Origin of the sequence: Chryseobacterium ureilyticum (genome assembly GCF_900156735.1) — a bacterium.
Classification (GTDB): domain Bacteria; phylum Bacteroidota; class Bacteroidia; order Flavobacteriales; family Weeksellaceae; genus Chryseobacterium; species Chryseobacterium ureilyticum.
Genome location: NZ_FTOL01000004.1, coordinates 22,201 through 48,885, shown reverse-complemented (window position 1 = coordinate 48,885; position 26,685 = coordinate 22,201). Strand labels below are relative to the sequence as shown.

Here is a 26,685-nt window from a genome sequence, read left to right as displayed (position 1 = left end):
TGCAGATGAAATAAAAACCAGTCTAGTTTAAAGATTTTTATCAGGTTTCAAAGGATTCACTATATTTGGATTTAATATTGTTTTTGCTTCACTTTAGAGTCTGAAATCGTATTGATTATAAAAACTAATTCTATGAAAAAAATGTTTCAAATTTTACTTCTGGCATTCGCAACTACTGTTTCTGCTCAGAATTATCGTTTTGTGTATGAATACAAAATGAAGCCTGATGCTGATAATAAATATTCTGAGGTCACAGATTATATGAATCTGGATACAGACGGTAAAAAATCCTATTTCTATAATGCTGTAAAATATGAAAGAGATTCTGCTTATCAGGCAAACAAAGATCTTGCTGCACTCTTTAAAAGTAAAAACTATGACAGGAATCTCAATTATATCCTTGAAAAAGAGTACGCAAAGAAAGAAACAAACTTATACGACAAATTTAAAACGGCAAATCTGGTAATTACCGATTATGAGTTTCCAAAATGGGTTATTCAGAAAGAATTTCTTAAAATTAATGATATAAATTGCCAAAAAGCTACTGTTAAATACAAAGGAAGGGAATGGGAAGCATGGTTTTCCAAAGACTATCCGGTGAATGACGGACCTTATAAATTCAATGGGCTTCCAGGGTTGATTGTGAGAGTAAGAGATTCAGAAGATGATCATGTCTTTAATCTGATTCAGGTGAAAAAAGTAAATGTAATGTTCTCTTTAATTCCTAAAAACAGCAAAAAAATAACAGAGCAGGAGTATAAAAAACTTTTGAAAAATGATGTTTTTAGTCCTGAAGATATTGAAAGTATGAACGTAGATTCAAAAGCAGGAAAGATGGGAATACAACTAAAAGACGGCTATATTGCTCAGTTGGATCTGAATCAAATAAAAAAAGCAGGAAAAGGAAATGATGATGCAGAAATAGCCAGAATGCTTAAAAAAGGGAATAATCCTATAGAAAGAGAAAGTACCCATTAAAAAGATACCGCACTATTTTTTGATATACTCTTCCTGAAAGTTTGAATAAAGCTAATAAAAACTTATTTTTGCAGACTATAATAATTCACATGTCTACATCGTTACTATTAAAATACTTTCCGGATCTTACAGAAACACAGATAGAACAGTTTGCAAAACTGGAAACACTGTACAATGAATGGAATGAAAAGATCAACGTGATTTCCAGAAAAGATATGGAATCATTGTATGAAAAACATATTCTTCACTCTTTGGGAATTGCAAAAGTGATGGAATTTGCTCCGGGAACAAAAGTATTGGATATCGGAACGGGAGGAGGTTTTCCCGGAATTCCTTTAGCGATCCTTTTCCCTGAAACACAGTTTACCCTGATTGATTCCATTGGAAAGAAAATCAGCGTAGTACAGGCAGTATCTGAAGGAGTTGGATTGAAAAATGTTACAGCAATTCACGGAAGAGCAGAAAAACTGAAAGAAAAGTTCCACTTTATCGTGAGTAGAGCGGTGACCCAGATGCCGGAATTCCTAAGATGGCTGAAAGGAAAATTTGAAAAAGAACAGTTTAATCCTAAACATAATGGGATTTTATATTTAAAAGGTGGAGATCTTGCCGAAGAACTTGCCGGGCTTAAATGTGAAATTTTTAATCTAAAACACTATTTTGAAGGAGAATTTTTTGATACTAAGAAAGTAGTCTATGTATCAAAAGGTAATTTTAATTCCTAATTTACACTGATTGGGGAATAATTTTTGCTAAATGTTTATTAATAATCACAAAATTGAAGGTTATGGAAAAACTTTTAAATATTGGATTTGCAACAGTATTGTTTGGCTTAGTAATGGTTTCTTGTAACGACGATGATTACGAGACCATTGAATCCATTGATAAGATCAAAATAGACAGTGTGAAAATTGTAAATGATACCATGGATGTTTTTGCACTTCAGAGTATAAAAACGTATTCCACATATCCGTCTCAATGTCAAGGTTTTTATGGATATGATTATATTTATAACAATAATCTTGAGAGAACTGTTACTGCCTACAAATACATTACCAACGGTCCTTGTGCGCAAAACAGCTATACTGGAGCGAATCAGATTAATTTCAGTCCAAGACAGAAAGGGAAATACACTTTTAAATTCTGGAATGGAGGAGATAACTGGATCACAAAAACCATTGTGGTAAAATAATGAAGTTGATTACTGTATTTTGTTTACTGGCTGCCAATATCATGTTCGGACAGAAAATTTTCTGGCAGGAAGGGCAAAAACTGGAGTGGAGTAATTTTAAAAGCTCTGTCAACAGGAGGAGTAATCCTGATGTTGCCGCTTATACGAATTGCGGTTGGGAATATTCCGTAGTGAAATCCTCCAACCCAAAGTCTCCTGTGAAAATTGAAATCAAGACCGTTTTTCACGAAGAAAAATCATGGAAGGATGTTAAAAAAATCAATGATTATATTCTTTTGCATGAACAGAAACACTTTGATATTGCAGAGCTTTTTGTAAGAAAATTTAGAAAAGCTATTGATGAAAGAGTCAGAACTTCCGGAGATTACGACAGATTATTTAAATCAATTTATAGCGATATTTCCAATCAATATAAAAACTTTCAGATGTCCTATGACAAAGATACCCGTCATGGGATGGACAAAGAAAAACAGGCAGAATACAACGCTGCTATTTCCACAGAACTAGAAAACCTTAAAAGCTACCAAGCCCTTTGAAATTTCTCAATAAGATCATTCACGAACTGTTAGCGCAAAACCCGGATCTTTCTGCGTTTAATATTATCCTGCCGGGAAAACGTCCGATTGTATTTATCAGACAGATTCTGGAGGAAAACAATTATTCGGGGTTATTGCCGAATTTCTTTACGATTGAGGACTTGATTAATAAAATTGCTGATAAGCAGGTAATTCAGGGGATTCCCTTGTGGCTTTTTTCATTTGATGTATACCGAAGTCTGAATTTAATTCCCAGAGATGATTTTTCAGATTTTTTGAAATGGTTTCCAACATTACAAAAGGATTGGGATGATATTCTTAAATTCTCCGATAGTGATGTTGCGGTTTTACAGTATATGTTTGATGAGGAAAGGATTAAAGAATGGGCTCAGGATCTTGGTGAAGATGATGATGTTCCGAGAAAGAAGTTTCTTAATTTCTGGCAAAACATGAACGTTTTTCTTCCTGAACTGAAAAGCAGACTGCAGGAAAAGAATTGGGCTACGTCAGGAATGATTCACGAGGCTGCTAAAGCGGGGATCTCAGATTTTGCGAGGAATACCCCGGAACAATTTGTTTTCTGCGGATTTAATGCCTTTACGCCAGTGGAAGAAAAACTGGTGAGAAATCTTTTACAATGGAATAAAGCACAATGTTTCTTTCAGGCGGACCGTTATTATTTTAATGACGAAAGACAGGAAGCAGGAAAGTTTCTCAGAAATCATAAAACATGGAAGGAATTTGATGATAATAGGGTCTTTGAATGGATTGAGGATGATTTTAACCAACCCAAAAAGATTAAAGTCTATGAAGTTTCCGGAAATGTAACGCAAACCAAAGTTTTGCCGGAAATCTTTAAGGAAATCAATAATAAAACCTATTCTAATACCGCTGTCGTTCTATTGGATGAAAATCTTCTGCCTGCAAGTCTTGATGTGATGCATGGCGTAGAAAATCTGAATATTACGATGGGTTTTCCGCTTAAAAATCTGTCTTTTTCCAATGCGGTAAAACGACTGTTTTATTTGCAGAAACAACTTGAAAAGAATAAAACATCCTATTACTACAGAGATATATTCCCGATTCTGGAAGAGCTTCCAAAGTCTGCTAAAGATGAACTGATCATCAATGATTTTAAAGCGAAAATAGAGGAGAGGAATATTGTTTATATTTCTAAAAAGCTTCTGAATGAACTGCTGAGCGAACTGTCTTATTTCGGACTTTTGCAGAAGGCTGTAAGCACAAATGCTTATCTGGATATACTTATTGCTTTCTGTCATCAGGTAAAATGGCTGGAGATAGACGATATTCAGTATGAAAATGTTTCTCACTTTGAAAATGCTTTCAGAATCATTAAAAACCAGTTGACGCCTTACAATATTGAGATCAAAATGGAAACGCTGGAAATTCTGATCAATCAGCATATCAATTCCGAGAGTATAGACTTTCAGGGAGAGCCGCTGCGAGGATTGCAGATCATGGGATTGCTGGAAACGCGTTTGCTGAACTTTGAAAACGTTATTCTGCTTTCCGTGAACGAAGGGAAGCTGCCGTTGGGAAATTCACAGAATACTTATATTCCTTTTGATATCCGAAGGTTTTTTGATCTTCATACTTTCCTGGAAAATGATAGTATTTATGCCTATCACTTTTACCGACTGATTCAGGATGCACAGAATGTTCACTTACTGTACAATGCATTAAGTTCCGGGGTGAATACGGGAGAAAAAAGCCGTTTCATTACTCAGATTGAAATGGAGAGTTCCCACGAGATTGAACATCTGATCATTGAGAATTCTTCAGAACCTATTATGACTAAACCTATAGAAATTTCCAAGACGGAAATTGTAAAGGAGCGTCTTCAGAAATGGAAAGGAAAAGTCTCGGCTTCGCATCTTACAAGCTACCTTTATAATCCGATAGATTTTTACTTATCGAAGATTCTGAACACTTCGGAAACGGATGAAATTGAAGAAGAATTATCAGTGAAAAACTATGGGAATCTGGTGCATTATTCACTTCAAGAGGTTTATGAAATGCTTAAAGGTAAAACTTTAAAAGAAAGCGATTTAGTTAAATCAATTAAAGCGATAGATCAATATATAAATATAGCGATTGAAAAGCTTAAACATCAGCCGGAATTTTATGAGAAGGGGATGAATTACATCCATAAAGCCATTGCAAAAAAGGTAATTGAAAATGTCCTTAATCATGATCTTGAACTGATAAAACAAGGGAATACTTTAGAGATTGTTGATATTGAAAGAAGGTTCGAAAACATAGAATTTTACCTTGATGGAAATGATAAAATTTCATTCATGGGATTCATTGACAGAATTGATAAGCTAAATGGAACTTTACGCATCATCGATTATAAAACTGCCAAAATTAAAAATCTGACAGTTAAAATTGATGAGGACAATGTTGCAGAATATTTCCATAACAGTGACAGAAAACAGGCTTTACAGCTTTGTATTTATCATTATGTGGTGCAGCATCTTCCTGAGTTCTGGGGATATCCTATTGAAACGGGGATCTGGAGCTTTGCTGATGCGAAAAAGGGAATGGTTTCTCTTCAGTTTGACAAAGGAGATATTGATGATGCGATGAAGGCTGTAAAAAACCTTATTCTTGAAATCCTGAATCCGGATGTTAACTTCGTGGAAAGTGTAAAGTCTTATTAAGCTTTCATTGATTTTTCTTGCAGATCTTGCTAATTTCTCAGATTTTGAGTCCGTATGGGATTGTATTTTTAAGTTCTTCTTGAATGGGGAAATAGATGAAGTTTTTTCTCATTTTTTGTGTTATAATTGTATATTTACTATAAAATTTTGCACACTATTAAACTGGTTGTCCCATGAAAAAGCTTCTGATATTTGTAACCATTATTTTCTCTCTCTTTTTCAAATCTCAGCAAGTAAATGACTCTCTCCAGATCAGACTTCAGAATGTTTCAAAGGATACTAAATTTGGTCTGGCTTTAAGTGGAGGAGGCGCGAAAGGTTTTGCTCATATTGGTATTTTGAAAATGATCGATTCTTTGGGAATCAAGGTGGATTATATTACCGGAACGAGTATGGGAGGGATTTTGGGCGGCTTATATGCCATGGGATATAATGCTGACCAGCTCAAGAAAACCATCTATAAAGTAGACTGGAACAGGATTCTAAGCAATAAAATTCCTTACAGTAAAGTCAACATCAGTGAAAAGGATGAATATGATAAATATATCCTTGAGTTTCCTGTAGTAAAGGGAGTTCCAACGCTTCCAAGCTCTTATATTGAAGGGCAGTACATGGGTGAAGTTTTAAATACGCTTACTTTTAACGCTAAACATATTAATGATTTCAGCCAATTAAGAATTCCTGTACAGCTTACTTCTTCGGATATTGAAAACGGAGGGTTGGTTATGCAGAAAAAAGGTTCTTTACCATTGGCTATTCGTTCTACACTTGCTATTCCTGCGGCTTTTGCTCCTGTTTATATTGATGGTAAACTATTGGTAGACGGAGGTTTGGATCGTAATTATCCTGCGAATGAGGTTCGTCAGATGGGAGCAGATTTTGTTATTGGAGGTTATACAGGATTTAGGCTTTTTACTAAAAAAGAAATCGAGAATCCTATGAAAATGATCTACCAGACCCATGCCATACGTTCTGTAGAAGATTTTAAACATCAGAAGGCTTTATCCAATATTCTCGTAGATTTTGTTGATCCTCTGGGGGATATAACGACAAAAGATTTTGCGAGGTTCAGAAAGATTATAAAAATCGGTGAGATAGAAGCAAGAAAACACCTTCCTGAATTTGTAGCTTTAGCAGAAGCACAAAGAAAATTAGGGATTAAGTATGAGCATGAGATGATTGAAGAAGTGAAGCTGCCGACCACAAAATTTACCTTTAATGAAGAAGACGGAACATCGCTTACCGATGACGTTGAAGTTGCTGTAATCAAAAGAGAATTAGGGTTAACGGAAGGGAAGTATTATGATGTAAAAACGGTAAACGAAGCAATAGACAGGGTTTTTGGAATGCGCCAATATGAAAAGGTATATTACACTTATACGAATACGGGAGAAGCACTTACCATGAATATTTTTGTTAAAAAGGCAAAGAAAGGAGCTTTCAAACTGGCATTACATTACGATACGGAACAGTCTGTGGGAATCATTGTAAATTATACTTACAGAAATATTCTTGCCAACAGATCCAGATTTCTTGCTACGATCGATATTTCAGAACGTTTTAAGGCACGTCTGGCTTATCAGGGGTTTTTAGGAAGTGGTGATCACTGGTGGGTAGATCTTGAAGCAAAAATGGTTCACCTTAAAAGTAATGACTTGACTTTTAGGATATTTAGTTACGAGGATGGGGATTATAATACGAGATTTCCCAATCATATGTACAGAAATATAACGGGAAAAGTTGCTTTAAATTATAATATCAATCCGAATGCTTTTATCTCTGTAGGAACAGAATTCAGTACGGAAAGAATGTACAGTTTACTGGATAAAGTAGATCAGGCAAAAATAGACAACTATAGTAAAAAGCTTTATAACCACAGTAATTTCAATACATTTATAAAGTTTGAACAAAATAGCCTCAATAAAAGATACTTCTTTACCAAAGGAAATCATTTACAGGTAAGCACAAGGTTTTACTACGGAGATCAGTACGAATTATATGATCTGGAAACAGTTCAGCCTCAGTTGTATCCTATATTAAATCCGAAAGATTCTTATTATTTTATTCCTAAAAATCTGGTATCTTTTACTTTAAATGAAAATTTTGCTTATCCGATCACCAGAAGACTTGCGGCAAAGGTTAATCTTTTTCTGGGAACAAGTTTTGGGTCGGTGAGAGAAGATTCGGTTCCTTATTTTTTCCTGAACCAAAAGTATAATCTTGGGGGAAGTGAGTACAATTATGACTTATTAAACCCTGAATTCAACGGGCTTCGCCAAAAAGAACTTCCAATGAATTCCGTGGCAAAGGCGGGTGTATCTCTTCAATACAGAATCATGAAAAGGTTATATCTTACACCATCTTTCAACTATGGAAAGGTAAGTGAAGAGTTTTCGCCGTTTAATGACAGTTTTGATATGTTTGGATATGGAGTGAACTTAGGTTATGAATCTTTACTAGGTCCTATCAGTCTTAATATTTCAAGAAATAATCAGCTTGATTTTTCAAGAATATATTTCAGTATAGGGTTCAAGTTTTGATAAGTAAGTAAGCTGAAGTATGGAAGAGGGAAGTTGTTGAAATTAAGGTTGTAACTATGCTTAAATTTCATAAATACTTTAAGCGATAAATTGAGGTTGACAATACCTTAAAATGACATTTGAAACTTATCAGAATTATAGTAAATTCCTGTCTCCCTCTTCCAGCTTTCAGCCGTATAACTATTGTCTTGGGATTTCAGGACGCGGCATTTTATAATAGCTTCCTGACATACTTTTCAGAAAAGCTACAATAGCATCTATTTCCTGATCATTGAGCTGTAAAGGCTTCATCCTTTCATCTGTCACTGGAAAGTTAGGAGCTGCTTTCTTTTCTTCAGGGCTTGGGTTGATCATCTGCATGCCACTGTTGTACAAGTTGACAACGCCATGAAGATCATCCATCAAACCGTTGTGCATCCATGGAGCGGTATAAGTAAGATCTCTCAACGATGGAGTTTTGAATTTACCTACATCACCGGACTTTTTGGTAATATGGTAAAGCCCAAGATCTTCATATTCACGTTTGTAGTAGGTGAGACCTATGTTGTGGAATGATTCATCCGTAAGATATTTCCCGTAATGACAGTTCATACATCTTGCTTTGGTTCGGAACAGGTGCATTCCATAAATTTCCTTATCACTCATTGCTTTATAATCACCTTTGATGAATTTATCAAGCTTACTAGGCTGGCTTCTGATCGTTTTTTGAAAAGTAGCAATTGCACTGGCAATTTTGTCAAATGTAATTTTATCAGTGTGGTAAACCTCTTTAAAAAGCTGTTTGTATTCTTTGTATTTTGAAAGTTTTCCGGCAAGTTTTTCCGGTTTCATATTCATCTCATTGTGTGCGGAAATAGGTCCTACGAGTTGTTCTTCCAGTGTTTTTGCTCTTCCGTCCCAGAAATAAGATGTTCTGTCTGCAATATTATAAAGCGATTGTGTATTTCTTTTTCCCTGTAAATGATCATTACCCAAAGCAACCTCCTGTCCATCGCCCCAGCCTAATTCAGGATTATGACAGCTGCTGCAGGAAACCTGGCTTGATGAAGATAATTTAGGATCAAAGAAGAGTTTTTTCCCTAGCATCACTTCCGGAAGTTCCTGTGTTTCATAATAATTGGAATCCCATTCTATTGCTTCAAATTCCTTCCAGTCAATACCTGCATCTATTGAAGGTTTTTGCCAGTATTGTATTGGTTTTTTGTACTGTTCAGCTACTTCTCCATAATCTGTGCTGTACGTTTTAAGGGTATGCTGCATGCAGAACAAAGCGATTATTCCGATCAACAGTATGAGTTTAATATCTGAAAATTTCATGTGTTTTTATTTAAAAAATACCTCCTATGGTTGCTGCAAAAAGCATATTGTTATCGTTCTTAAAACTGCTGTACATCATTTTACCTCCTACATAAGCATTTTTAATGACCGGAAAAGTAAAGTGAACAGTGACATCCAGTTTTGCCTGCCAGAAATCTGAAGACAGATAGTGGTAATTATCTTGTACCATCTGTTGAATAGCTGGTTTTCCTGAAAGATTAAATACAGAATTATTCTTATAAACATCCGTTACAGAAAGTCCCATTGCCACAGAAAGAGAAAGTTTTTCACTGAATGATTTTAACCATTGATAATCTGTGCCATATACCATTTTATTTAATTCAATAGATGAAAGTGGATTGTTGTACTTTTCTTTTTCCTGAATCACTCCTAAAAAGGGGATAAAAGTAGATTTTGCGCTTTTATGTTCTATTTCTAAAAGTCCCTTAACAATCGTATGAGCTAACTGATGATTGTACCTTTCTGCAGAACCTATCTGTATGTAATTTCTGGAATTATCATTCAAAAACAGGTTTTCCGTTCCTTTTCTTTCTCTATAGCTTCCGTCGGCTGAAATTCCCCATACGATTCTGCCGGTATTGAAGAATTTACCTAATGAAAAATTAAACTGCTGCTCATTGACTGCAGATGCATTAAGGTCTGTATACTCGGTAAGAAGCTTATCAAGAGTAAACTTTTTTAATCCAGCTGTAAGATACCAAGATCTGTTTTCAGCTTCAAAGATCTGCAAACCTCCTCCGTAAGACCAGCCTTCATAATATGCCTGGCGCAGTTTCCCCGAAAGCAATTCGTTGTAATTTCCCAATCCACTCATATTGTAAATCATAGGAAATCCCTGATTGCTCACAAAGCTCAAATAGTGTTTCTGAGTATATTTTTCAGCCTCGAGATAAGCCCCGATTTTAAACTTCTCAAACATCAGCTTATTAGCACCCAGCGCCAACGAAAAGTTGGCGGATGTATTTTTGGGTCTCGGATCAATGTCACGATAGCTTAAACTAGCCCTGTAACTTCCGGTAATCCCTATGGTATAAGAATTTATCTTCTTTGAATAGCCACCAGAAAAAGCATAGTTTTCAAATTTCATATCACCACCTACGCTGTCAGCTGCTACATAAGGGTAGATGATGTCATAGTCGGTATTTTCGTTCCATACTACCTGTCTGTTCTTTCCCTGCGAATAAGATGCATTACCCCAGACCGTTGTTTTAGGGTCTAATATCTGTAAGGTACGAGCTTCCGCTCCCCATAGATTTTTCCCTTTACCTTTCTGTTGTATTTCATTGGGAGTATCACTGTTTTGAGTGAACAGGCTGAATGTGGTAATACTGTATTTCCTAGCTCCCAACATATTGGAAGGATTGCTGTTGATACTGTTTTTAAGTATCCTTTCATAGCTGTATTCCTCACGGATCTTTTTCATGATCGTATCATTCTCCTGAGCATGAAGTTTTGTGGTAAAGGAAAGAGCAGGCAGGATAAGTATGGAAAGAAAATATTTCATTTTTAGTTAAATAATGAAGGTTTTACACCGTGATCAAAGTCTACAGTAGAATTATTGGTATCTTTTAAGATGTTTTTTCCATCCGCAGTCTTTCCGACAGCTTTTCTACGTACCGCTTTTCCGAAACGGTTTTTATCACCATCAAAAGACGTTACAGAAGTCCATCCCATATCTAAAGACGGAGACGTTACAAGCCACTGGAAAGAATCCTGTACACTAAGATTTACAGCATCTGTGATCCACTCGTTTGGAATTTTAACCGCTGTGCCGTCCATAGGGTACACATCTCCTCCAAAAGTAAGATTGTAAGTATAAGTATATGAATTCTGATTAACCAATGCATCATTCGTCATTCCCGCAGGCATACGTGCTAAAGCATAAGCATAATATCCTTGAGTGTGAATCACCATTTTCTCAAATACATTAGTCATTTTAATAACGGCAGGGTTGTTAATATCGTCAGAATCTTCCTTGAAAATCTGGAAATCAGCATGAGAAAGATCAATGGATGACGGATTGAATTCTTTGTGATTGATGGCGTCTTCAGCAATGATAATGGATGATCCAGGCAGAACAGGATAAGTTGTACCATTACCAGGAATTCTGATAATAGCTCCGGCAGAGAATGTACTTCCCATGATATTTGGGCTGTAATCCTGTTTTTCATTCGTCATGAAAGCAGACTGAATTAGCAGCATACCGTCAGCATACAATGTTTTATCTGTATTATTCGTGATTTTGAAATACTGATCTCCAAAATACATAGCTCCCTGAGGAGTTGTAGTTCCTGCAAAGAATATTTCTTCAAGGATCAGGTCACTACTTTTTCCTGCTTTCAGTGAGATATCTATGATTTTTGTCTGTTCAGTACCATTAATAACGACCCCGGTTTGAACTCCACTCACCTTTGCTTCTGTCAGCGTTGAATTATCCCCGAATATAATACTTCCTTCTACACTAATGTTATAAGTTCCTGTAGGAAGAACGGTTTTCAGGGAGTATGTGTTTGTAAGCTCCTGGATAACCGTAAAACCGGTATTCAGTTCTTTAAAGCTTACCGTGAAATATTTATATTCACTTACCTGAATGTGTTCCGGAACCACTCTTAGGTCAAGGTTTAACGTTGTCTGTGCTTGTGCTTCCGGAGCATCAGAATCCGACGAACAGGCTGCAAGACTTACTACAGCACACAATAATAATAGTGTTCTTAATAAATGTTTAAACATAATTTATTTGATTGAAATTGTTATAAATTGAAATTGATTTCCATCCCAAAGTAGGGATCCTGAGCACCTTTTCTGTTGATTGTTATTCCATTAACACTGTAAGGAGCATAATAACTGAAAAGTCTGTTGGCAAACATAGAAACAATGACCGTTTTATTCCTGAAGCTTTTCGTCACTTTAAGATTAAGATTCGCTTCCAATGGTCTTCTGGATGTATTATAACGGTCAGCATTCTGAGCGATAATCATTCTTTCGAGAACCGTTCCCTGAGCTGCATCAGGATTGAATGGGAAAATATTACCGTTCTGATCTACATAATGGCTCGGAATTCCGTTCATAGGATCTAATTTCCTTGTTGAAAACCATGAAAACTGGAAAGAAGAAGAAAATATCAGATCCAGTTTTGGAATATAGGTATCCAGCATCAGATTCGTATTCAGAACCTCATTGGCAGAATTTGGCTCCATTCCGTTGTACAGCCCGAGATAAGGATAAGGTCTGCCATTGATCAATACATCAGATCTTTTATACACCGGGAGACTATTACCATATTTTGTACGGAACCAGGCGCCGCTGAGGGTAAATCGTGTATTAATCACCGGGATTCTGTTGGAAGAATACTGAAACTCAACTCCTTCCTTATCTATTTTACTTCCGTTTCGCTGTGAAGCATAAGTGAAGTTTTCTGTAATAGTCTGATAGGGAAGAGTATTCACATCCGGTGGTGACGTTATCGCATTATGATCAAGCGATGACGTATCATATTTTTTATACTGATACACCGCATATTCATTCATAGAACGGAAAGCATTGTTCATCTTTTCCTTAAAGACAGTAACAGACAACTGATGAAATCCGAGACTGAAATCTATTCTTGCCTCAAATTTTTCATTGATTGCAGGTTCTATTTCTGTATTTTGGGGATTATAGATCATAGTCTTATAATTCACTCTTCTATAATCCGGATTGACATGGAAGTAATTCAGCTGTTGGATGTCTTTATACACCAGTTCCGGGTATAATAAATTAAGATCAGGGAATAAACTTTGTTTACCATAACCTAATGTTAATGCTATTTGAGCCTTTTTATTCAGCATATTAAATGCCGGAAGATCCCATTGAAGATTTGTTCTTGGATCCAGATAGATCTTTCCGTTCATTTTAAAATCAGATGGAAGATTCAGCATAGAATTTCCTCTAAGCCCCAATGCAAGAGTAAGTTTATGCTTTCCTAAATCTGCCGTACTGATTGTTTCCAAAAACAAAGCAGAAGTGGAATAAGCCGGAACATCACGGTAAGCACGAGGTCTGAAGGTCGCTTTCGGATCTATAGGTCTGTAAACATCAAATAATTGTCCTTGCCCCCAGTTTTTACTTAACTGCCAGTCGAATCCTGTATTGATTTCATTCTTAATGGTTTTAAAATCCAGCTGGAAATTATTGACCATTTTGACGAAAACATCAAGAGGTTTGCCATCCACAGTGTAATCAGAAGTATACTTTGCTACCGGATAATAACCATCATATTCACCCTCAGTTCTTGAAAGAGGAAAAGCCGTTGCGTTTTCCAATTGGATGAATTTAGTCTGTTTTATTTTGTCAAATCGTTGATTCACTGAAATCTGTACTTCTGTAGATCTATAAAACAAAGATTCATTTCTGGTATAATTCAACACATTTGAAAGACTCAAAAGATGATTGTTTACTTCATAAGAATTGAGTTGTGATAAATCAACATCCGGATCTGTCTTTGAACCATCCAGTGAACCGGTATAACTCAGATGTGTCTGCCATCTGAAAGAGCCATGATTGAGCTGTTTTTCCTTTGTTAAACCAAAATTAGCTGTAATTCTTTTATAATTTTCAAGCCTGTCTCTGGGATCAGACTTTGCATTCAGGTAATCTATCCCTGTATTGATTTTTAGATGATGTTCTTTGTTTTCAAAACCTTTGCTTATGGCAAACAGCTTACTGTAACCATCTGCTTTGAACCTTGCTTTCCATTTTGTATACCCGGATTTATTGGTGATTTTAATAATTCCTGAAGTTAAATTTCCATAGATTACAGAAGTAATTCCACGTAGAATTTCCACTTTTTCGATCTGATCCGTGGAAATACTTCGCATATCCACACCACTGGTAAGATTCAGACGCCTTTTTAAACCATTATTATTTTTATCCAGGAAATCATACGTATACTGAAGATTTGCTCCGGAATTTAATGGCGCACCATCTACAAGAAATGTAGTTCCCATTGCAGAAGTATTATAATCGTTACCAGGATTTCCTGTTTCACGAAGACCAATTTTATTAACCTGATTCAGAACGGGATCTCCGGAACGACCTCCAGGAAGTAGTTCTAAAAGATCGGTAAAGCTTGAAGGCTGTAGATGTTGCATGGCTCGCTGGCTGATCACGGAAGAAGAAGTCAATCCTTTACCTTCCTTTGCTGTAATGATTACTTCTTCAATAGAATTGATTTTATCTGCTAATGAGAAGATAAATGTCTCAGATTTCGTAACTGTGATTGTCCCGGAATATCCAAGCGTACCGTTTTTATGGATCTCAATGCGATAGTTTCCAGGGTTGACAGACATGGTGGCAACTCCCTTATCATTTGTAGATAATGAATATTTATTTTCTGTAGATAAAATTTTTATTTCAGAATCTTTTAAGGGTTCTGCATGATTGTTCTTAATTTCAAACGAAATCATTGCAGACCTTTCCTGTGAATGGGCTGTTGAAAAAGCAGTAAAGAAAATTAATAATGTGAAAATTTGTGTTTTTAGAGGAAATCGTGGATCGTTGCTTACCATCTGGCATTTTTCTTCCGACAAAGGTAGGGTGGCTGAGATAAGTTTTCTAATTTTATTTAGAATAATTTAAAATAATTGATAAAAATCATTTAAAAATTTTCACACAAATGGGTGTTTTGTCGAGCTTAAAAACTGGTTTTTTTTGTTTTAACTTATTGTAATTTAGTATTTTGCATTTATATTAATTGTTTTTTTGTTAAAAGTAATCTCAACTTTATTATTAGAGTTATTTTAAAGAGAATGATTAATGTTCATATATTGTTTAAATAATTAAATGCAAAATATGAAAAAAGCACTCCATTGCTGAAGTGCCAAAATTAACTTGAAATGATATTTATAAAAAGGATTAGATGTTAGATTTTTATTTTTTTGTTGATTGTTTTTCCATTGGAAAGAGTCATTTGTACAAGATAAACTCCAGGTTCCAGGGTTTTTGATTCAAATTGCTGCTTGTTGATCTCCTGTTGTAGAATCAAAGCTCCTGAAATACTGTAAATACTTATATTCTTAATGTCGCTGTTGGATCTTGCTTTAATTTGTTTGTTTTGAGCGAAGATATCTGTGCTGTTTTCCGAAGTTTGTCCTCCAATAGCTTTGGTAAACTGTAGATTATAATAAGAAGTTACGACTTCAAATGTATATTTTTGAGAATCCAGACCTTGTAGATCTATCCCGTTATTTTCTTTGTATTGATCTTTAGAAATACTTTTAATCAAGTTCTTACTTTCATCAAAGATGTTTACACCGGAAAGTTCATACTGATCTATTTTTAATTTTAAAACAGCATTGTTTTCAGATTGTATGATCTCGTTTTCAGCAACTTCTTTCGGTGTACTTTTAATGAACGGAATCATTTTCTTCTCATTGTTTTCTGACACTTTTAAAAGATATACGCCGTCTTTCAGAGATGTCAGATTGTTTTCCCTCACTGATCTGGATGCAGGTTTTTCCTGGTTGAAATCAGTTATTTCAAGTAATTGCATCTTGCCAAGATCGGGTTTTATTTGTGAAGAAAAGAGTGGAGCAGATTCCTGTAAAGATGGGGCTGAAGTCTGTCTTCCAAAAACAGAACCCAATGCAGCCCATTGATTAAAGAATCCTCCGCTTCTTAATGTATTGAACTTAGCATTAGACGCAAGAACAAATGGTAAAGCACCACCTATGTGACCAAGAGGTCCCCAATAAAATGAGTCTAATTTGTATTTATTTAAATCCCACCATGCATAATAGCCACGTTGTACATCAATGGTCTTAGAAGTATTTTCCGGTGGAATGGCAAGATCAATGGTAGAATGCCCTAAAGTCATTGGAGTTTTATTATACCAATCGTATACATCTTTAGGTTTCAGGCATTGTCTGAATTTATGATTGGGATTGGTGGTCACATCATTTATAAAGTTGCTTGTGAAAAGCTTTCGCCATAGAAATGGACCCCACAGAAGACCACCGTTATCCTGAACAACATGATAATCATATTTTTCAAGATATTCTGGAGAAATTACTTCTGAAATATTATTAGTATAAGTTTTATAACCTGTATTGTTACAGCTGTGAAGAACATTGGCTAAAAATGAACTAAACGGGTAAATATCTTTTTCTAAAACACCCTTTTTTAAAGTAGTTTCTGACATGTCATAAGGACCATCACCCATGTAGGCATATTTAAATTTTAAATTTCCGGGATTGGAAATACTTAATCTTTTTAAAGTAGACATGGCAGCATGGGCTCCCTGAGAATATCCGGTAAGGAAGTATTCATCATAGCGTTTTACACCCTGCTGAGCTAAAACTTTGTTCGCAGCAGTCACGAAATCGATGGTAGCGCCAGCCTCCGTTGCATAATCTACATAAGGATGAACACCTTCACCGTCTCCCATACCCACATAGTCCGGAGCCATTAGAATATAGCCATTGAGAACGTAGGAAAGCTCAAGCGCAAAACCAATAGTCAAAACTCCTTTTAGATTGGAAGGGACATTGTGTCTGCTGTCTGTGGTCCCGTGATCGGATACTACAGTAGAGAGCTTCATGTTGACATTAGGATACATAAGAAGCCCTGTAGCTTTTACCAGGACATCTTTTTCATTTTTGGTATAGTAGGTAATTTTGTACCCTTTTAAACCCAGATTAAAATTATTAAGATAGCTTACAAAGTCAGGATTGTTTTGATCACCAGAGCTATTGGAGATTAAATTAGCGACTCCCTGTGGAGTTAAATCTAGTTTCTGTTCTACACTTACAAGATCACCAGCCTGCTGGGCAAAGTAGAATGACGCAGTAAGACCAAATAAAATAGTTGCGATTTTCTTCATATTAATGTATTTTTATTAGTGTTAAGGTAATAACTTTAATAAATTCACAAAAATTTAGAGGCATTAACAACTATTCATTGAATATAAATTCTCTGTAAAGTGAGTAAAATAAAAGAGTCTGATCCAAAGACCAGACTCTCTCAATATATTTTAGCTTTATATTAAAAAGCGTTGATACCTGTAATATCTAAACCGGTGATTAACAAATGAACGTCATGAGTTCCTTCGTAAGTAATCACAGATTCTAAATTCGCAGCATGTCTCATCATTGGGAATTCACCCATAATTCCCATACCTCCAAGAATCTGTCTTGATTCTCTTGCAATGTCAATTGCCATTTTCACGTTGTTACGCTTAGCCATTGAAATTTGCGCTGGAGTTGCTTTATGAGCATTTTTAAGATTTCCTAACTGAAGACATAGCAACTGAGCTTTTGTAATTTCCGTTAAGAATTCAGCTAGTTTCTTCTGTTGAAGCTGGAAAGAACCGATAGGTTTCCCAAACTGTCTTCTCTCTTTAGAATATTGAACAGCAGTACAGTGACAATCGATAGCAGCACCGATTACCCCCCACGAAATACCATATCTAGCAGAGTTCAGACAAGATAAAGGTCCTTTCAATCCTGTAACTCCCGGAAGTAAGTTTTCTTTCGGAACTTTTACATTATTGAATACCAATTCTCCTGTTTTAGAAGCTCTTAAGCTCCATTTATTGTGTGTTTCCGGAGTAGTGAAACCTTCCATTCCTCTTTCAACAATTAATCCCTGTACTTTTCCTTCTTCGTTCTTTGCCCATACAACAGCAATGTCGCAAAGAGGAGAATTCGTGATCCACATTTTAGCACCATTTAAAAGGTAATGGTCTCCCATATCTTTAAAATAGGTTTCCATAGAACCTGGATCAGAACCGTGGTTAGGTTCAGTCAATCCAAAAGAACCAATCATTTCTCCAGCGGCAAGCTTTGGAAGATATTTCTTTTTCTGCTCCTCAGAACCGAATTCGTTGATAGGAAACATTACCAAAGAGCTTTGTACTGAAGCAGCAGAACGTACTGCTGAATCTCCTCTTTCCAGCTCCTGCATGATAAGACCGTAAGAAATCTGATCTAATCCGGAACCGCCATACTCAACAGGAATATACGGACCTAATGCCCCGATTTTTCCTAATTCTCTCATTAGACCAGGAAGATCTGTATGATTCTGTGCTGCCTGATCAATCTGCGGCATTACAAAACTTTCAACCCAATCTCTTACAGATTGGCGGATCAGTTTGTGTTCTTCAGTAAGTAAAGCATCAATTCCATAATAATCAGGGATGCTTGTAAGAGGATAATATGACATGATTTTTTGATTTTGTTAAAAATAACATTTTTCGTGGTGTTTGAGAAATTTTTTTGAAAACTTATGTAAATACTGGTTTTCAAACAGATAATGCACAGTTTTCCTATTTAAGGGAAAAATTTCACATTTTAAGACTCCTCATCATTGGAGATAGGATACTGATTGGTGGCATTGTGTACCTTTGTTTTAAATTTATAAAGATAAGGAGCCTTGTTGGCTGAGCCGTCATACAGTTTTTCCAGTCTGTCCAGAATGTTGAGACTTAATATTTTTCGCTGGAAGTTATTTCTTCTGAATTTTTGTCCTAAAATGGTTTCATAAAGCGCCTGAAGATCCTTCATTGTAAATTTTTCAGGAAGAAGATTACTTGCTGCAACTTCAGTATTGATGTTCATTCTCAGGTATTCCAGTCCGGTTTCGATGATTCTGTCGTGATCGAATGCCATTTTTGGTAATTTGCTTACTTCAAACCACTCGCAGCTCTCATTAAAGGCATCCGGGAAAGTATTGGCGATCGAGAAATCAATAAGGCTGCAATATCCTACAGTAATGAATCTCTGAAAAATCCAGTGATCTTCCGGAACTTCAATACCTTTATTTCTAAGCAGGATCTGATGAACATTATTTTCCGTACGATCTATTCTTCCAAATGTGTGGAACTGCTTTAAAAACAAATCCTTAAGGTGTGTTCTTTCATAAAGAACTCTTTCCGCGGCTTCGCGAAGATCTTCATCATTGAAAACAAATCCTCCCGGAAGTGACCACAGATCCAGATCGTGATACTTTAATAAAAGTACCTTCAGAATATTATTGTGAAAGCCGAATATAGTACAGTCTACAGAGATGTGGGCAACGAAATCCTTTGTGTCGATTAATTCCTGAAGTGTTTCTTTGCTTTTTGTGTCTTTGATTTTCATGGTTGTAAAAATAAAACTATTTTCTATATTTTCTTTTTGAGACGTTAAAATACATCAAACTGATTACAAAAAGAAGACTTACAGAAAATAAAATATATAATGGATAATAGTTTAAAAGTTGTTTTCCGAAAAGTATTGCCATAATGATTGAGCTGACAGAGCTTCCCAGTGAAGAAAAAATAACGATAAGTGAAGTAAAAAGATTCACTTTTTCTTTGTCTACCTGCGCAATCATTCTTGAATTGATAACAGGGTAGAGCGGTGACAGGAATAAACCTACAACCGGAAATAAAAAGAGAATCATTCTTGAATCTTTTGAATCAAAATATTGAATTCCTAAAATGATCAATAACAAAGCAAAAATCAATGACATACAGGTAATATAATACTTTGAAAGTTCAAATCTACGGATAATATTTGCGGTAACAGTTCTTCCTGCATATGAAAAAAGAGATAGAAAGGAAGTTGCCTGAAGTGCAAAAAATGAATTGACATTCAGGTGGTTTTTATAAAAAGACGGTAGCCAGGAATTGAAACCCTGCTCCACAAAAACAATAAAAAATACTACGCCTAGAAACAACGCAATAGAAGGTGTGGTAAAGCCTGATAGTTCGGAAAAAACATTCTTATTTTCCAGGGGCTTCGATTCTGATATATCAGCTTTTGAAAGGAGAAATATGGTGATTGCAGATAAAACGGCAATCATTAAAAAGCCAAATTTCCAGAATTCGGAATATTGACTGGAGATCAACCATCCAAAACCTGTATTGACTACAAAAATTCCTATCATAAAGGAAGCCTCCACACTGTTCATGGTTTTAGCAAGTGATTTTTCATCAGAAATATTATTCCTTATGATTCCAAATACACAGATTTTACCAATAGCAAAACAGGCACCGATAATAGCAAACCACAATTTATAAAACCAGAAATCTGCCATAAAAGGAAGAAGACATGAACAAAACCCTACAATTGTTAATGCTAAGATCAAAGCTTTCTTTGAACCCGTTTTATTAATGAAACCTACCGCAAAAAGAGAGATGAAAGCAATGGGAAGATCTTTAAAAGACTCCAGAAATCCCAGTTCTCCATATGTGATATTGTCGTCTGCAAGCTGAAGGATGATAAGTCCCATACAGTTCAGTACCATCGAAAAAATAAGAAAGGTCAATTTTAGCGGAAGAGAAATTTTTGAAAGCTTAGCGGTCATTTTCGGGATGGTCTTTATTGAATTTTTATAATTTTTTATGAATTATTGGTGCGAAGATATAGCTTTTAACCCTCAGAAATAAACGAAATTTTAAAATATTTATTAATCTAATGTTAATTAATTGAAAAAAAATATATTTTTATTGTCTCAATTTGAGAATTAAAACAATGACTGTATATGAACATAAGAATACCAACAAGCTTGGGAGTAGTAGCCGCCCTTTATTTCACGGCTAATTTCAATGCCCAGACAAAGAAAGATACGCTTTCTAAAGAAAATAAGATTGACGAGATTGTAGTCATCGGGTATGGTACTCAGAAAAAGAGTAATGTAACCGGAGCTATTGCAAGTATTAAAGCCAGTGATATAGAAAATATTCCGACGGGTAAACCTGAACAGGTATTGCAAGGTAGAGCAGCGGGTGTTTCTGTAGTCACGAATTCCGGACAGCCGGGTGCTGCGGCAACGGTGCGTGTGAGGGGAATTACCAGCTTTGGTGCAGGAAGTAACAGCCCTTTATGGGTAGTGGATGGTATTGTGGTAGATAATATCGGATGGCTGAATCAGTCTGATATAGAAAGTATCGAGGTACTGAAAGATGGTGCTTCATCCGCAATCTATGGTGTTTCTGCTGCAAAAGGTGTAATTCTGGTGACCACGAAAAAAGGGAAAAAAGGGAAACTTACTCTTTCTTACAACGGTTTTTATGGTTTCTCAAATACAGCGAAAAAACTTGATCTTTTAGATGCATCACAATACGCAAAGATTATCAATGAAGGTTTTACCAATGACGGGCAGGCTCCGAAATTTGCCAACCCTGATTCATTCGGAAAGGGAACCAACTGGCAGAATACTATTTTCGGAACAGGTGAAAAATCTTCACATGAGGTAAGTATTACGGGAGGAAATGATAAATCAAGCTACTATACATCGTTTGGTTATTTTGATCAGACAGGTATCGTAATGAGTGATATATCTTACTATAAAAGAATCAATGCCAGATTCAATTCTACTCATAAGGTTACGGATTACCTGACCTTGGGACAAACTTTTGCTTATACGCATACAAAATCTCAGGGAGTAAGTGCTAATGAAGAGTTTGGAGGACCTCTTGCTTCTGCGGTTAACCTGGATCCGATTACCCCAGAAGTGGTGACAGACTGGTCAATGGTAGATCCAAGTGGTTATACAAACCCTTATATCATCCGTGATCCTTACGGTAATCCTTACGGAATCTCACGCTATGTAAACAATGAAATGACCAATCCAAGAGCTTTCCGTGAAATTCAACGAGGAAACTATAGCTGGTCTGATGATTTTGTAGGAAATGTGTTTGCAGAACTTAAGTTTCTTGAACATTTTACATTCAAAACAAGTCTGAACGGTAAAAAATCTTATTGGGGAAGCCGTTCTTTTACTCCGAAATATTATTTAAGTCCGAACTTCAGCAATACAGGTTTCAACAGCTTAAACAAAGTTGACGAGAATAAGTTCGAATGGAGTATGGAAAATACGTTGACTTATCAGAATAAGTTTGGGAATCACAGCATCAACATTATGGTAGGACAGGGAGTATACCGATATAATATATCAGGAGGAGCAAGTCTTACTTACAGTAATTTGCCTATCGATCATTGGTATGATGCGTCTTTCAATTTTGATATTCCGCAGGATGATATTACCGCAAAAGGCTGGGACGGAATTCAGACCCGTAAAGCTTCTTACTTTGGTAGAATTATTTATGATTATGCAGATAAATATTTGTTTACAGGAACAATTCGTAGAGATGGTTCTTCGAAATTCGCGACAAATCAGCACTGGGGAACTTTCCCGTCTATGTCCTTAGGATGGAATGTTCATAATGAAGACTTCTGGCTAGATAATAAAGTAGTCAATAGTTTAAAGCTAAGAGGTGGGTATGGTGTTTTAGGAAATGATGAAATGGAAAACTTCAGGTTTGCAAATTTTATGGTTTCAGGAAGTAACTATACGAATTCAGGAAATAATATCATCATTGGTTATGCTCCGAGTACACTAGCAAATCCACACCTGAAATGGGAACAGACCAGCCAGTTGAATATTGCTGCCGATTTTAAATTGTTCAACAATTTCACATTTACCGCAGATTGGTACAAAAAGAAAACCACTGATATTTTAAGACAGATCAATATTCCGGGGTATGTAGGGATGCCGAATTTGCCTTGGTCAAACGTTGGAGATATGGAAAACTCCGGTTTGGAACTTGAATTGGGCTACAAAAAGAACTGGAACGACTTCAGTATATCAGTAAACGGGAACTTTGCAACAATCAAAAACAAAGTTTTACGATTAGAAGATGATATTGATTATTTCAACCTTGCTTCTTTCCAGACTATGGGACCTATCTCAAGAGTTGCTGTTGGACAGCCTTACGGATCATTCTATGGACAGACGTATAGCGGTGTTTTCCAGAACCAGGCACAGATTGACAGTTATGTAAATGCAAACGGAGACAGGTTATTACCTAATGCAAGACCGGGAGATTTTATCTGGCAAGATAATAATGGTGATGGTAAAATTGATGAGGAAGATAAAGTAAACTTAGGAAACTCTATTCCAAAATATACTTTCGGGCTTACAGTAAACTTAAATTACAAGAACTTTGATTTTATGGTTTTTGCACAAGGTCAGGCAGGAAATAAAATATTCCAGGGATTAAGAAGACTGGATTTGCTTGATGCAAACTATCAGACAAAAGTTCTTGACCGTTGGACAGGCGAAGGTTCTACCAATGATAATCCGAGAATAACTAGAAATGACCCTAACCATAATTATTCATGGATGTCCAGCTATTATCTTCAGAAGGGAGATTATATACGTGTAAAGCTTGTTCAGTTAGGATACACACTTCCTAAAGATGTGACGAGCCGTTTCGGGATGAGCAAAGTGAGACTGTATATTACAGGTGAAAACTTATTTACTTTCACGAAATATACAGGTTATGATCCTGAAATTGCAGGAAGAAACAATTCCGAACAGGATATTGTAGGGGTTGACAGAGCTTACTATCCACAGGCAAGAACATTCCTGCTTGGTGCCAATATTCAATTTTAATACGTAATAACATGAAAAATAAAAGATTAATATATAAAGGACTTGCTGTTACATTATTGGCAGGTTTAAGTTTAGGAAATGTTGCATGTAGTGGTTCTTATCTTGATGAAGTAGAAAATTCTGGAGCTTTTAAAACAGAAGATTATTTTAAAAATCAACAGCAATCATTCAGTGCATTGGTTTCTGTGTATGATGTGTTAAGAAAATATTCAGGAGGTTTTGAGAATACGGTGACTTTTTTCAATGCGGGATCCGATGATTTCTATTCCGGAGGCGGACATTCTAATGATGGAGCAGGTATCCAGGGAATTAATAATTATTCATTGAATCCTAATACAATGCCCGCAAGTTACTGGAGAGATTATTATCAGGGAATAGCACGTGCCACGCTTTTAATAGAAAGAGTTCCGGGAGCTTCCATGGATGAAAATCTTAAAACAAGATACATTGCTGAAGCAAAAGTCCTGCGTTCGCTGTATTATTTTGAACTTGTAAGAATGTTTGGGAATATTCCTTTAGTTCTTAAGACATTAAAATATGATGATGACTACTGGAATATACCACAGGCAAAACCAAGCGAAGTATATGCACAGATAGAAAGTGATATTAATGCAGCGATTCCTGACCTGATGTTGGTAGCAACAGGCAATGACAAAGGGAGAATTACTCAGGGAACAGCGAGAGCAATTTTGGGTAAGATTTATCTTTATGATAAAAAAATGCCTGAAGCAGCAGCGCAGTTTGCAGAAGTAAACGGTACACCAGGTGAGGCAAGTCAGTACGGATATAAACTTGTTAAAGATTATGAAGACCTTTTCAAAGTAGGACCGGAAACGAGCGATCCTTATAAGTTCTCAACAGAATCTATCCTTGAAGTAATGCACACGAACAAAGGAAATTCCGATTGGGGATTCTGGGGACAGGGTAAAGATGAAGGAAATTCTATCAATGCCATGCTGGGACCACGTTCCTATACTTTGGTTAAAAGTTTTCCTAATAATGATGCACCGGACCTTTATGCGGGATGGGCATTTAATACCGTAACAGAGGACCTGGTTAATTTCATGAAAGAAGATCCAAGATTAAAAACAACCGTTTTCAATGCGAAAAAATTTGAAACAGAAGGCAAAATTACCTATAGCCCAGCATATGCAGACACCGGTTATTTCCTGAATAAATATTTACCTACAAACGATCTGAAAAGTTCACTTCCAGGATCAACGGAACTGAATTTCAGACAGAATTACGTTGCCATAAGACTTGCCGATACTTATCTTATGGAAGCTGAAGCTTTGGGAGCAGCAGGAGGAAGAGCTCAGGCATTGCTGGATGCAGTAAGAAAAAGGGTAGGCTTATCTCCTGTTCCTGTTTCTTTACAGGCAATTAAAGACGAAAGAAGAAGAGAACTGGCGGGTGAAGGACACCGTTGGTTTGATCTTGTAAGATGGGGAGATGCTCCTGCCAAGCTTGCATTCAAAGGATTTAAAGCTAATAAAAATGAGATTCTGCCAATTCCTTACAACGAATTGCCGAATACAGCAATGCACCAAAATCCTGGGTATTAAATATGGAGTTTCACAACTTATATAGTTTCTTTAAAGGTACTGCACTGCTATGCGGTGTAGTACTTTTTCCATTATCCTGCACTTCTGTTACTCAAAATAAAGGAAATGAAGTTCAGTATTGGCTGACGAAAGGAGATGAAAGCATAAAATTACAACAACAGACCTCTATCAGATTTGTAAATACTACCAATAACTTTCAGAATATTGAAATTGATGACACTCAGAAGTTTCAATATGTTGACGGTTTTGGTTATACATTGACAGGAGGAAGTGTTGAGGTAATTAACCGTCTGTCATCTTCCAATAGAAAAGCATTGTTGAATGAACTTTTCGGAAACGCTAAAAATTCTATTTCAATCAGTTACTTGAGATTGAGTATCGGAGCATCCGATCTTGACGGTGAAGTTTTCTCTTATAATGATCTTCCGGAAGGGCAGACTGATGTTTCACTTTCAAAATTCAGTTTAGAAAAAGATAAAGCACTCATTGCAATGCTGAAAGATATTTTAGCAATAAATCCTGACATTAAAATCATTGCAGCTCCCTGGTCACCACCAGTCTGGATGAAAGATAACGGAAAATCAAAAGGAGGAAGCCTGAAACCTGAATTTTACAGAGCTTACGCTGATTACTTTGTAAAATATATTCAGGGTATGAAAAAAGAAGGAATTACCATTGATGCTGTGACTCCTCAGAATGAACCTTTACACCCGGGAAATAATCCGAGTTTGTATATGCCATCCGATCAGCAGAGAGACTTTATCAAAAACTATTTAGGTCCTGCTTTTAAAAACAATAATCTTAAAACCAAAATTGTTGTATACGATCATAATTGCAATAAACCTGAATATGCTCTTGATATTCTGAAAGATCCGGAAGCCTATCAATATATAGACGGTTCAGCGTTTCATTTGTATGAAGGAGATATTTCCGCTTTAAGTACGGTTCATAATGCTTTCCCGGATAAAAACCTGTATTTTACTGAGCAGTGGACGGGCTCCAAAGGAACTTTCAATGAAGATCTGAACTGGCATATGAAAAATGTGCTCATCGGTTCCATGAGAAACTGGAGCAAAACTGCTTTAGAATGGAATCTTGCCAATGATCTAAAGTATGGTCCTCACACAGACGGAGGCTGTACAGAATGTAAAGGAGCAATTACCGTTTCTGATAGTGGAGATTTCACCCGAAATGTTGCCTATTATATTGTAGCACACGCTTCTAAGTTTATTCCATCAGGTTCACAATGTATTGTATCAACACAAACAAAATATTTATCAACGGCAGCTTTTAAAACACCATCTGGAAAAACTGTGCTAATTGTTCAGAATGATCATAAAGCTGTTGAAAATTTTAATATTAAATTTGCCGGGAAAACCGCTGCTGTAACCATTCCCGGAAGTTCAGCAGCCACATATATTTTTTAAATTAAAA

The 26,685-nt window shown here is 36.1% G+C and carries 17 protein-coding genes; 9 read left to right on the top strand and 8 right to left on the bottom strand.

Features of this window, described 5'->3' with window-relative positions:
* Positions 1 to 132 precede the first annotated feature (132 nt).
* The 6 genes from BW983_RS12795 (at position 133) to BW983_RS12770 (ending at position 7,930) form a co-directional block, all read left to right on the top strand.
* Positions 133 to 978, top strand: coding sequence for a GLPGLI family protein (locus BW983_RS12795; RefSeq protein WP_076552322.1), 846 nt, complete (start codon positions 133 to 135; stop codon positions 976 to 978).
* Positions 979 to 1,067: 89 nt separating this feature from the next.
* On the top strand, positions 1,068 to 1,703 hold the full coding sequence (gene rsmG, locus BW983_RS12790; protein WP_076552321.1) for a 16S rRNA (guanine(527)-N(7))-methyltransferase RsmG: 636 nt from the start codon (positions 1,068 to 1,070) through the stop codon (positions 1,701 to 1,703).
* Positions 1,704 to 1,765: 62 nt separating this feature from the next.
* A complete protein-coding gene (locus BW983_RS12785) occupies positions 1,766 to 2,170 on the top strand; it encodes a hypothetical protein (RefSeq protein WP_076552320.1) in 405 nt (134 codons plus the stop codon).
* Positions 2,170 to 2,706 carry a DUF922 domain-containing protein gene (locus BW983_RS12780; RefSeq protein WP_076552319.1) on the top strand — a complete coding sequence of 179 codons (537 nt, stop codon included), beginning with the start codon at positions 2,170 to 2,172 and terminating at the stop codon, positions 2,704 to 2,706. Before BW983_RS12785 ends, BW983_RS12780 begins: the two co-directional genes overlap by 1 nt.
* Entirely contained in the window at positions 2,703 to 5,390 is a 2,688-nt protein-coding gene (locus tag BW983_RS12775; RefSeq protein WP_076552318.1) for a PD-(D/E)XK nuclease family protein, read from the top strand. Before BW983_RS12780 ends, BW983_RS12775 begins: the two co-directional genes overlap by 4 nt.
* 173 nt (positions 5,391 to 5,563) lie before the next feature.
* Positions 5,564 to 7,930 carry a patatin-like phospholipase family protein gene (locus BW983_RS12770; protein WP_076552317.1) on the top strand — a complete coding sequence of 789 codons (2,367 nt, stop codon included), beginning with the start codon at positions 5,564 to 5,566 and terminating at the stop codon, positions 7,928 to 7,930.
* A gap of 180 nt (positions 7,931 to 8,110) precedes the next feature.
* Here BW983_RS12770 and BW983_RS12765 read toward each other — a convergent pair whose 3' ends face one another.
* The 8 genes from BW983_RS12765 to BW983_RS12730 form a co-directional block, all read right to left on the bottom strand.
* Positions 8,111 to 9,247: a cytochrome-c peroxidase gene (locus tag BW983_RS12765; RefSeq protein WP_076552316.1), complete on the bottom strand. Its 1,137-nt coding sequence runs from the start codon at positions 9,245 to 9,247 to the stop codon at positions 8,111 to 8,113.
* A gap of 10 nt (positions 9,248 to 9,257) precedes the next feature.
* Positions 9,258 to 10,772: a DUF6850 family outer membrane beta-barrel protein gene (locus BW983_RS12760; protein WP_076552315.1), complete on the bottom strand. Its 1,515-nt coding sequence runs from the start codon at positions 10,770 to 10,772 to the stop codon at positions 9,258 to 9,260.
* 2 nt (positions 10,773 to 10,774) lie between these two features.
* Positions 10,775 to 11,998, bottom strand: coding sequence for a DUF4876 domain-containing protein (locus BW983_RS12755; protein ID WP_076552314.1), 1,224 nt, complete (start codon positions 11,996 to 11,998; stop codon positions 10,775 to 10,777).
* A gap of 20 nt (positions 11,999 to 12,018) precedes the next feature.
* Positions 12,019 to 14,814 (bottom strand): TonB-dependent receptor plug domain-containing protein, encoded by a 2,796-nt coding sequence (locus BW983_RS12750; protein WP_076552313.1) that lies wholly within the window; start codon positions 14,812 to 14,814, stop codon positions 12,019 to 12,021.
* Between the two features lie 353 nt (positions 14,815 to 15,167).
* Positions 15,168 to 17,126 carry a T9SS type A sorting domain-containing protein gene (locus BW983_RS12745; RefSeq protein ID WP_076552312.1) on the bottom strand — a complete coding sequence of 653 codons (1,959 nt, stop codon included), beginning with the start codon at positions 17,124 to 17,126 and terminating at the stop codon, positions 15,168 to 15,170.
* 161 nt (positions 17,127 to 17,287) lie between these two features.
* Positions 17,288 to 18,466: an acyl-CoA dehydrogenase family protein gene (locus tag BW983_RS12740; protein WP_076552311.1), complete on the bottom strand. Its 1,179-nt coding sequence runs from the start codon at positions 18,464 to 18,466 to the stop codon at positions 17,288 to 17,290.
* A gap of 128 nt (positions 18,467 to 18,594) precedes the next feature.
* Positions 18,595 to 19,383 carry an NUDIX hydrolase gene (locus BW983_RS12735; protein ID WP_065394684.1) on the bottom strand — a complete coding sequence of 263 codons (789 nt, stop codon included), beginning with the start codon at positions 19,381 to 19,383 and terminating at the stop codon, positions 18,595 to 18,597.
* Positions 19,384 to 19,399: 16 nt separating this feature from the next.
* Complete coding sequence (locus BW983_RS12730) at positions 19,400 to 20,593, bottom strand: MFS transporter (protein WP_076552310.1); 1,194 nt, start codon at positions 20,591 to 20,593, stop codon at positions 19,400 to 19,402.
* A 177-nt stretch (positions 20,594 to 20,770) separates the two neighbouring features.
* On the opposite strand from BW983_RS12730, the gene BW983_RS12725 reads away from it, so the two are divergent.
* The 3 genes from BW983_RS12725 to BW983_RS12715 are packed head-to-tail and all read left to right on the top strand — an operon-like array spanning position 20,771 to position 26,678.
* Positions 20,771 to 23,686, top strand: coding sequence for a SusC/RagA family TonB-linked outer membrane protein (locus tag BW983_RS12725; RefSeq protein WP_076552309.1), 2,916 nt, complete (start codon positions 20,771 to 20,773; stop codon positions 23,684 to 23,686).
* An 11-nt stretch (positions 23,687 to 23,697) separates the two neighbouring features.
* Positions 23,698 to 25,251: a RagB/SusD family nutrient uptake outer membrane protein gene (locus BW983_RS12720; protein ID WP_076552308.1), complete on the top strand. Its 1,554-nt coding sequence runs from the start codon at positions 23,698 to 23,700 to the stop codon at positions 25,249 to 25,251.
* Positions 25,252 to 25,253: 2 nt separating this feature from the next.
* The gene (locus BW983_RS12715) at positions 25,254 to 26,678 is read left to right on the top strand and encodes a glycoside hydrolase family 30 protein (protein WP_076552307.1); all 1,425 of its coding nucleotides are present in this window, start codon (positions 25,254 to 25,256) and stop codon (positions 26,676 to 26,678) included.
* Positions 26,679 to 26,685 lie beyond the last annotated feature (7 nt).

Coding starts and splice junctions, on each gene's coding strand:
- BW983_RS12795 (WP_076552322.1), top strand. CDS start 133: ATGAAAAAAATGTTTCAAATTTTACTTCTGGCATTCGCAACTACTGTT.
- rsmG (WP_076552321.1), top strand. CDS start 1,068: ATGTCTACATCGTTACTATTAAAATACTTTCCGGATCTTACAGAAACA.
- BW983_RS12785 (WP_076552320.1), top strand. CDS start 1,766: ATGGAAAAACTTTTAAATATTGGATTTGCAACAGTATTGTTTGGCTTA.
- BW983_RS12780 (WP_076552319.1), top strand. CDS start 2,170: ATGAAGTTGATTACTGTATTTTGTTTACTGGCTGCCAATATCATGTTC.
- BW983_RS12770 (WP_076552317.1), top strand. CDS start 5,564: ATGAAAAAGCTTCTGATATTTGTAACCATTATTTTCTCTCTCTTTTTC.
- BW983_RS12765 (WP_076552316.1), bottom strand. CDS start 9,247: ATGAAATTTTCAGATATTAAACTCATACTGTTGATCGGAATAATCGCT.
- BW983_RS12760 (WP_076552315.1), bottom strand. CDS start 10,772: ATGAAATATTTTCTTTCCATACTTATCCTGCCTGCTCTTTCCTTTACC.
- BW983_RS12755 (WP_076552314.1), bottom strand. CDS start 11,998: ATGTTTAAACATTTATTAAGAACACTATTATTATTGTGTGCTGTAGTA.
- BW983_RS12750 (WP_076552313.1), bottom strand. CDS start 14,814: ATGGTAAGCAACGATCCACGATTTCCTCTAAAAACACAAATTTTCACA.
- BW983_RS12745 (WP_076552312.1), bottom strand. CDS start 17,126: ATGAAGAAAATCGCAACTATTTTATTTGGTCTTACTGCGTCATTCTAC.
- BW983_RS12740 (WP_076552311.1), bottom strand. CDS start 18,466: ATGTCATATTATCCTCTTACAAGCATCCCTGATTATTATGGAATTGAT.
- BW983_RS12735 (WP_065394684.1), bottom strand. CDS start 19,383: ATGAAAATCAAAGACACAAAAAGCAAAGAAACACTTCAGGAATTAATC.
- BW983_RS12730 (WP_076552310.1), bottom strand. CDS start 20,593: ATGACCGCTAAGCTTTCAAAAATTTCTCTTCCGCTAAAATTGACCTTT.
- BW983_RS12725 (WP_076552309.1), top strand. CDS start 20,771: ATGAACATAAGAATACCAACAAGCTTGGGAGTAGTAGCCGCCCTTTAT.
- BW983_RS12720 (WP_076552308.1), top strand. CDS start 23,698: ATGAAAAATAAAAGATTAATATATAAAGGACTTGCTGTTACATTATTG.
- BW983_RS12715 (WP_076552307.1), top strand. CDS start 25,254: ATGGAGTTTCACAACTTATATAGTTTCTTTAAAGGTACTGCACTGCTA.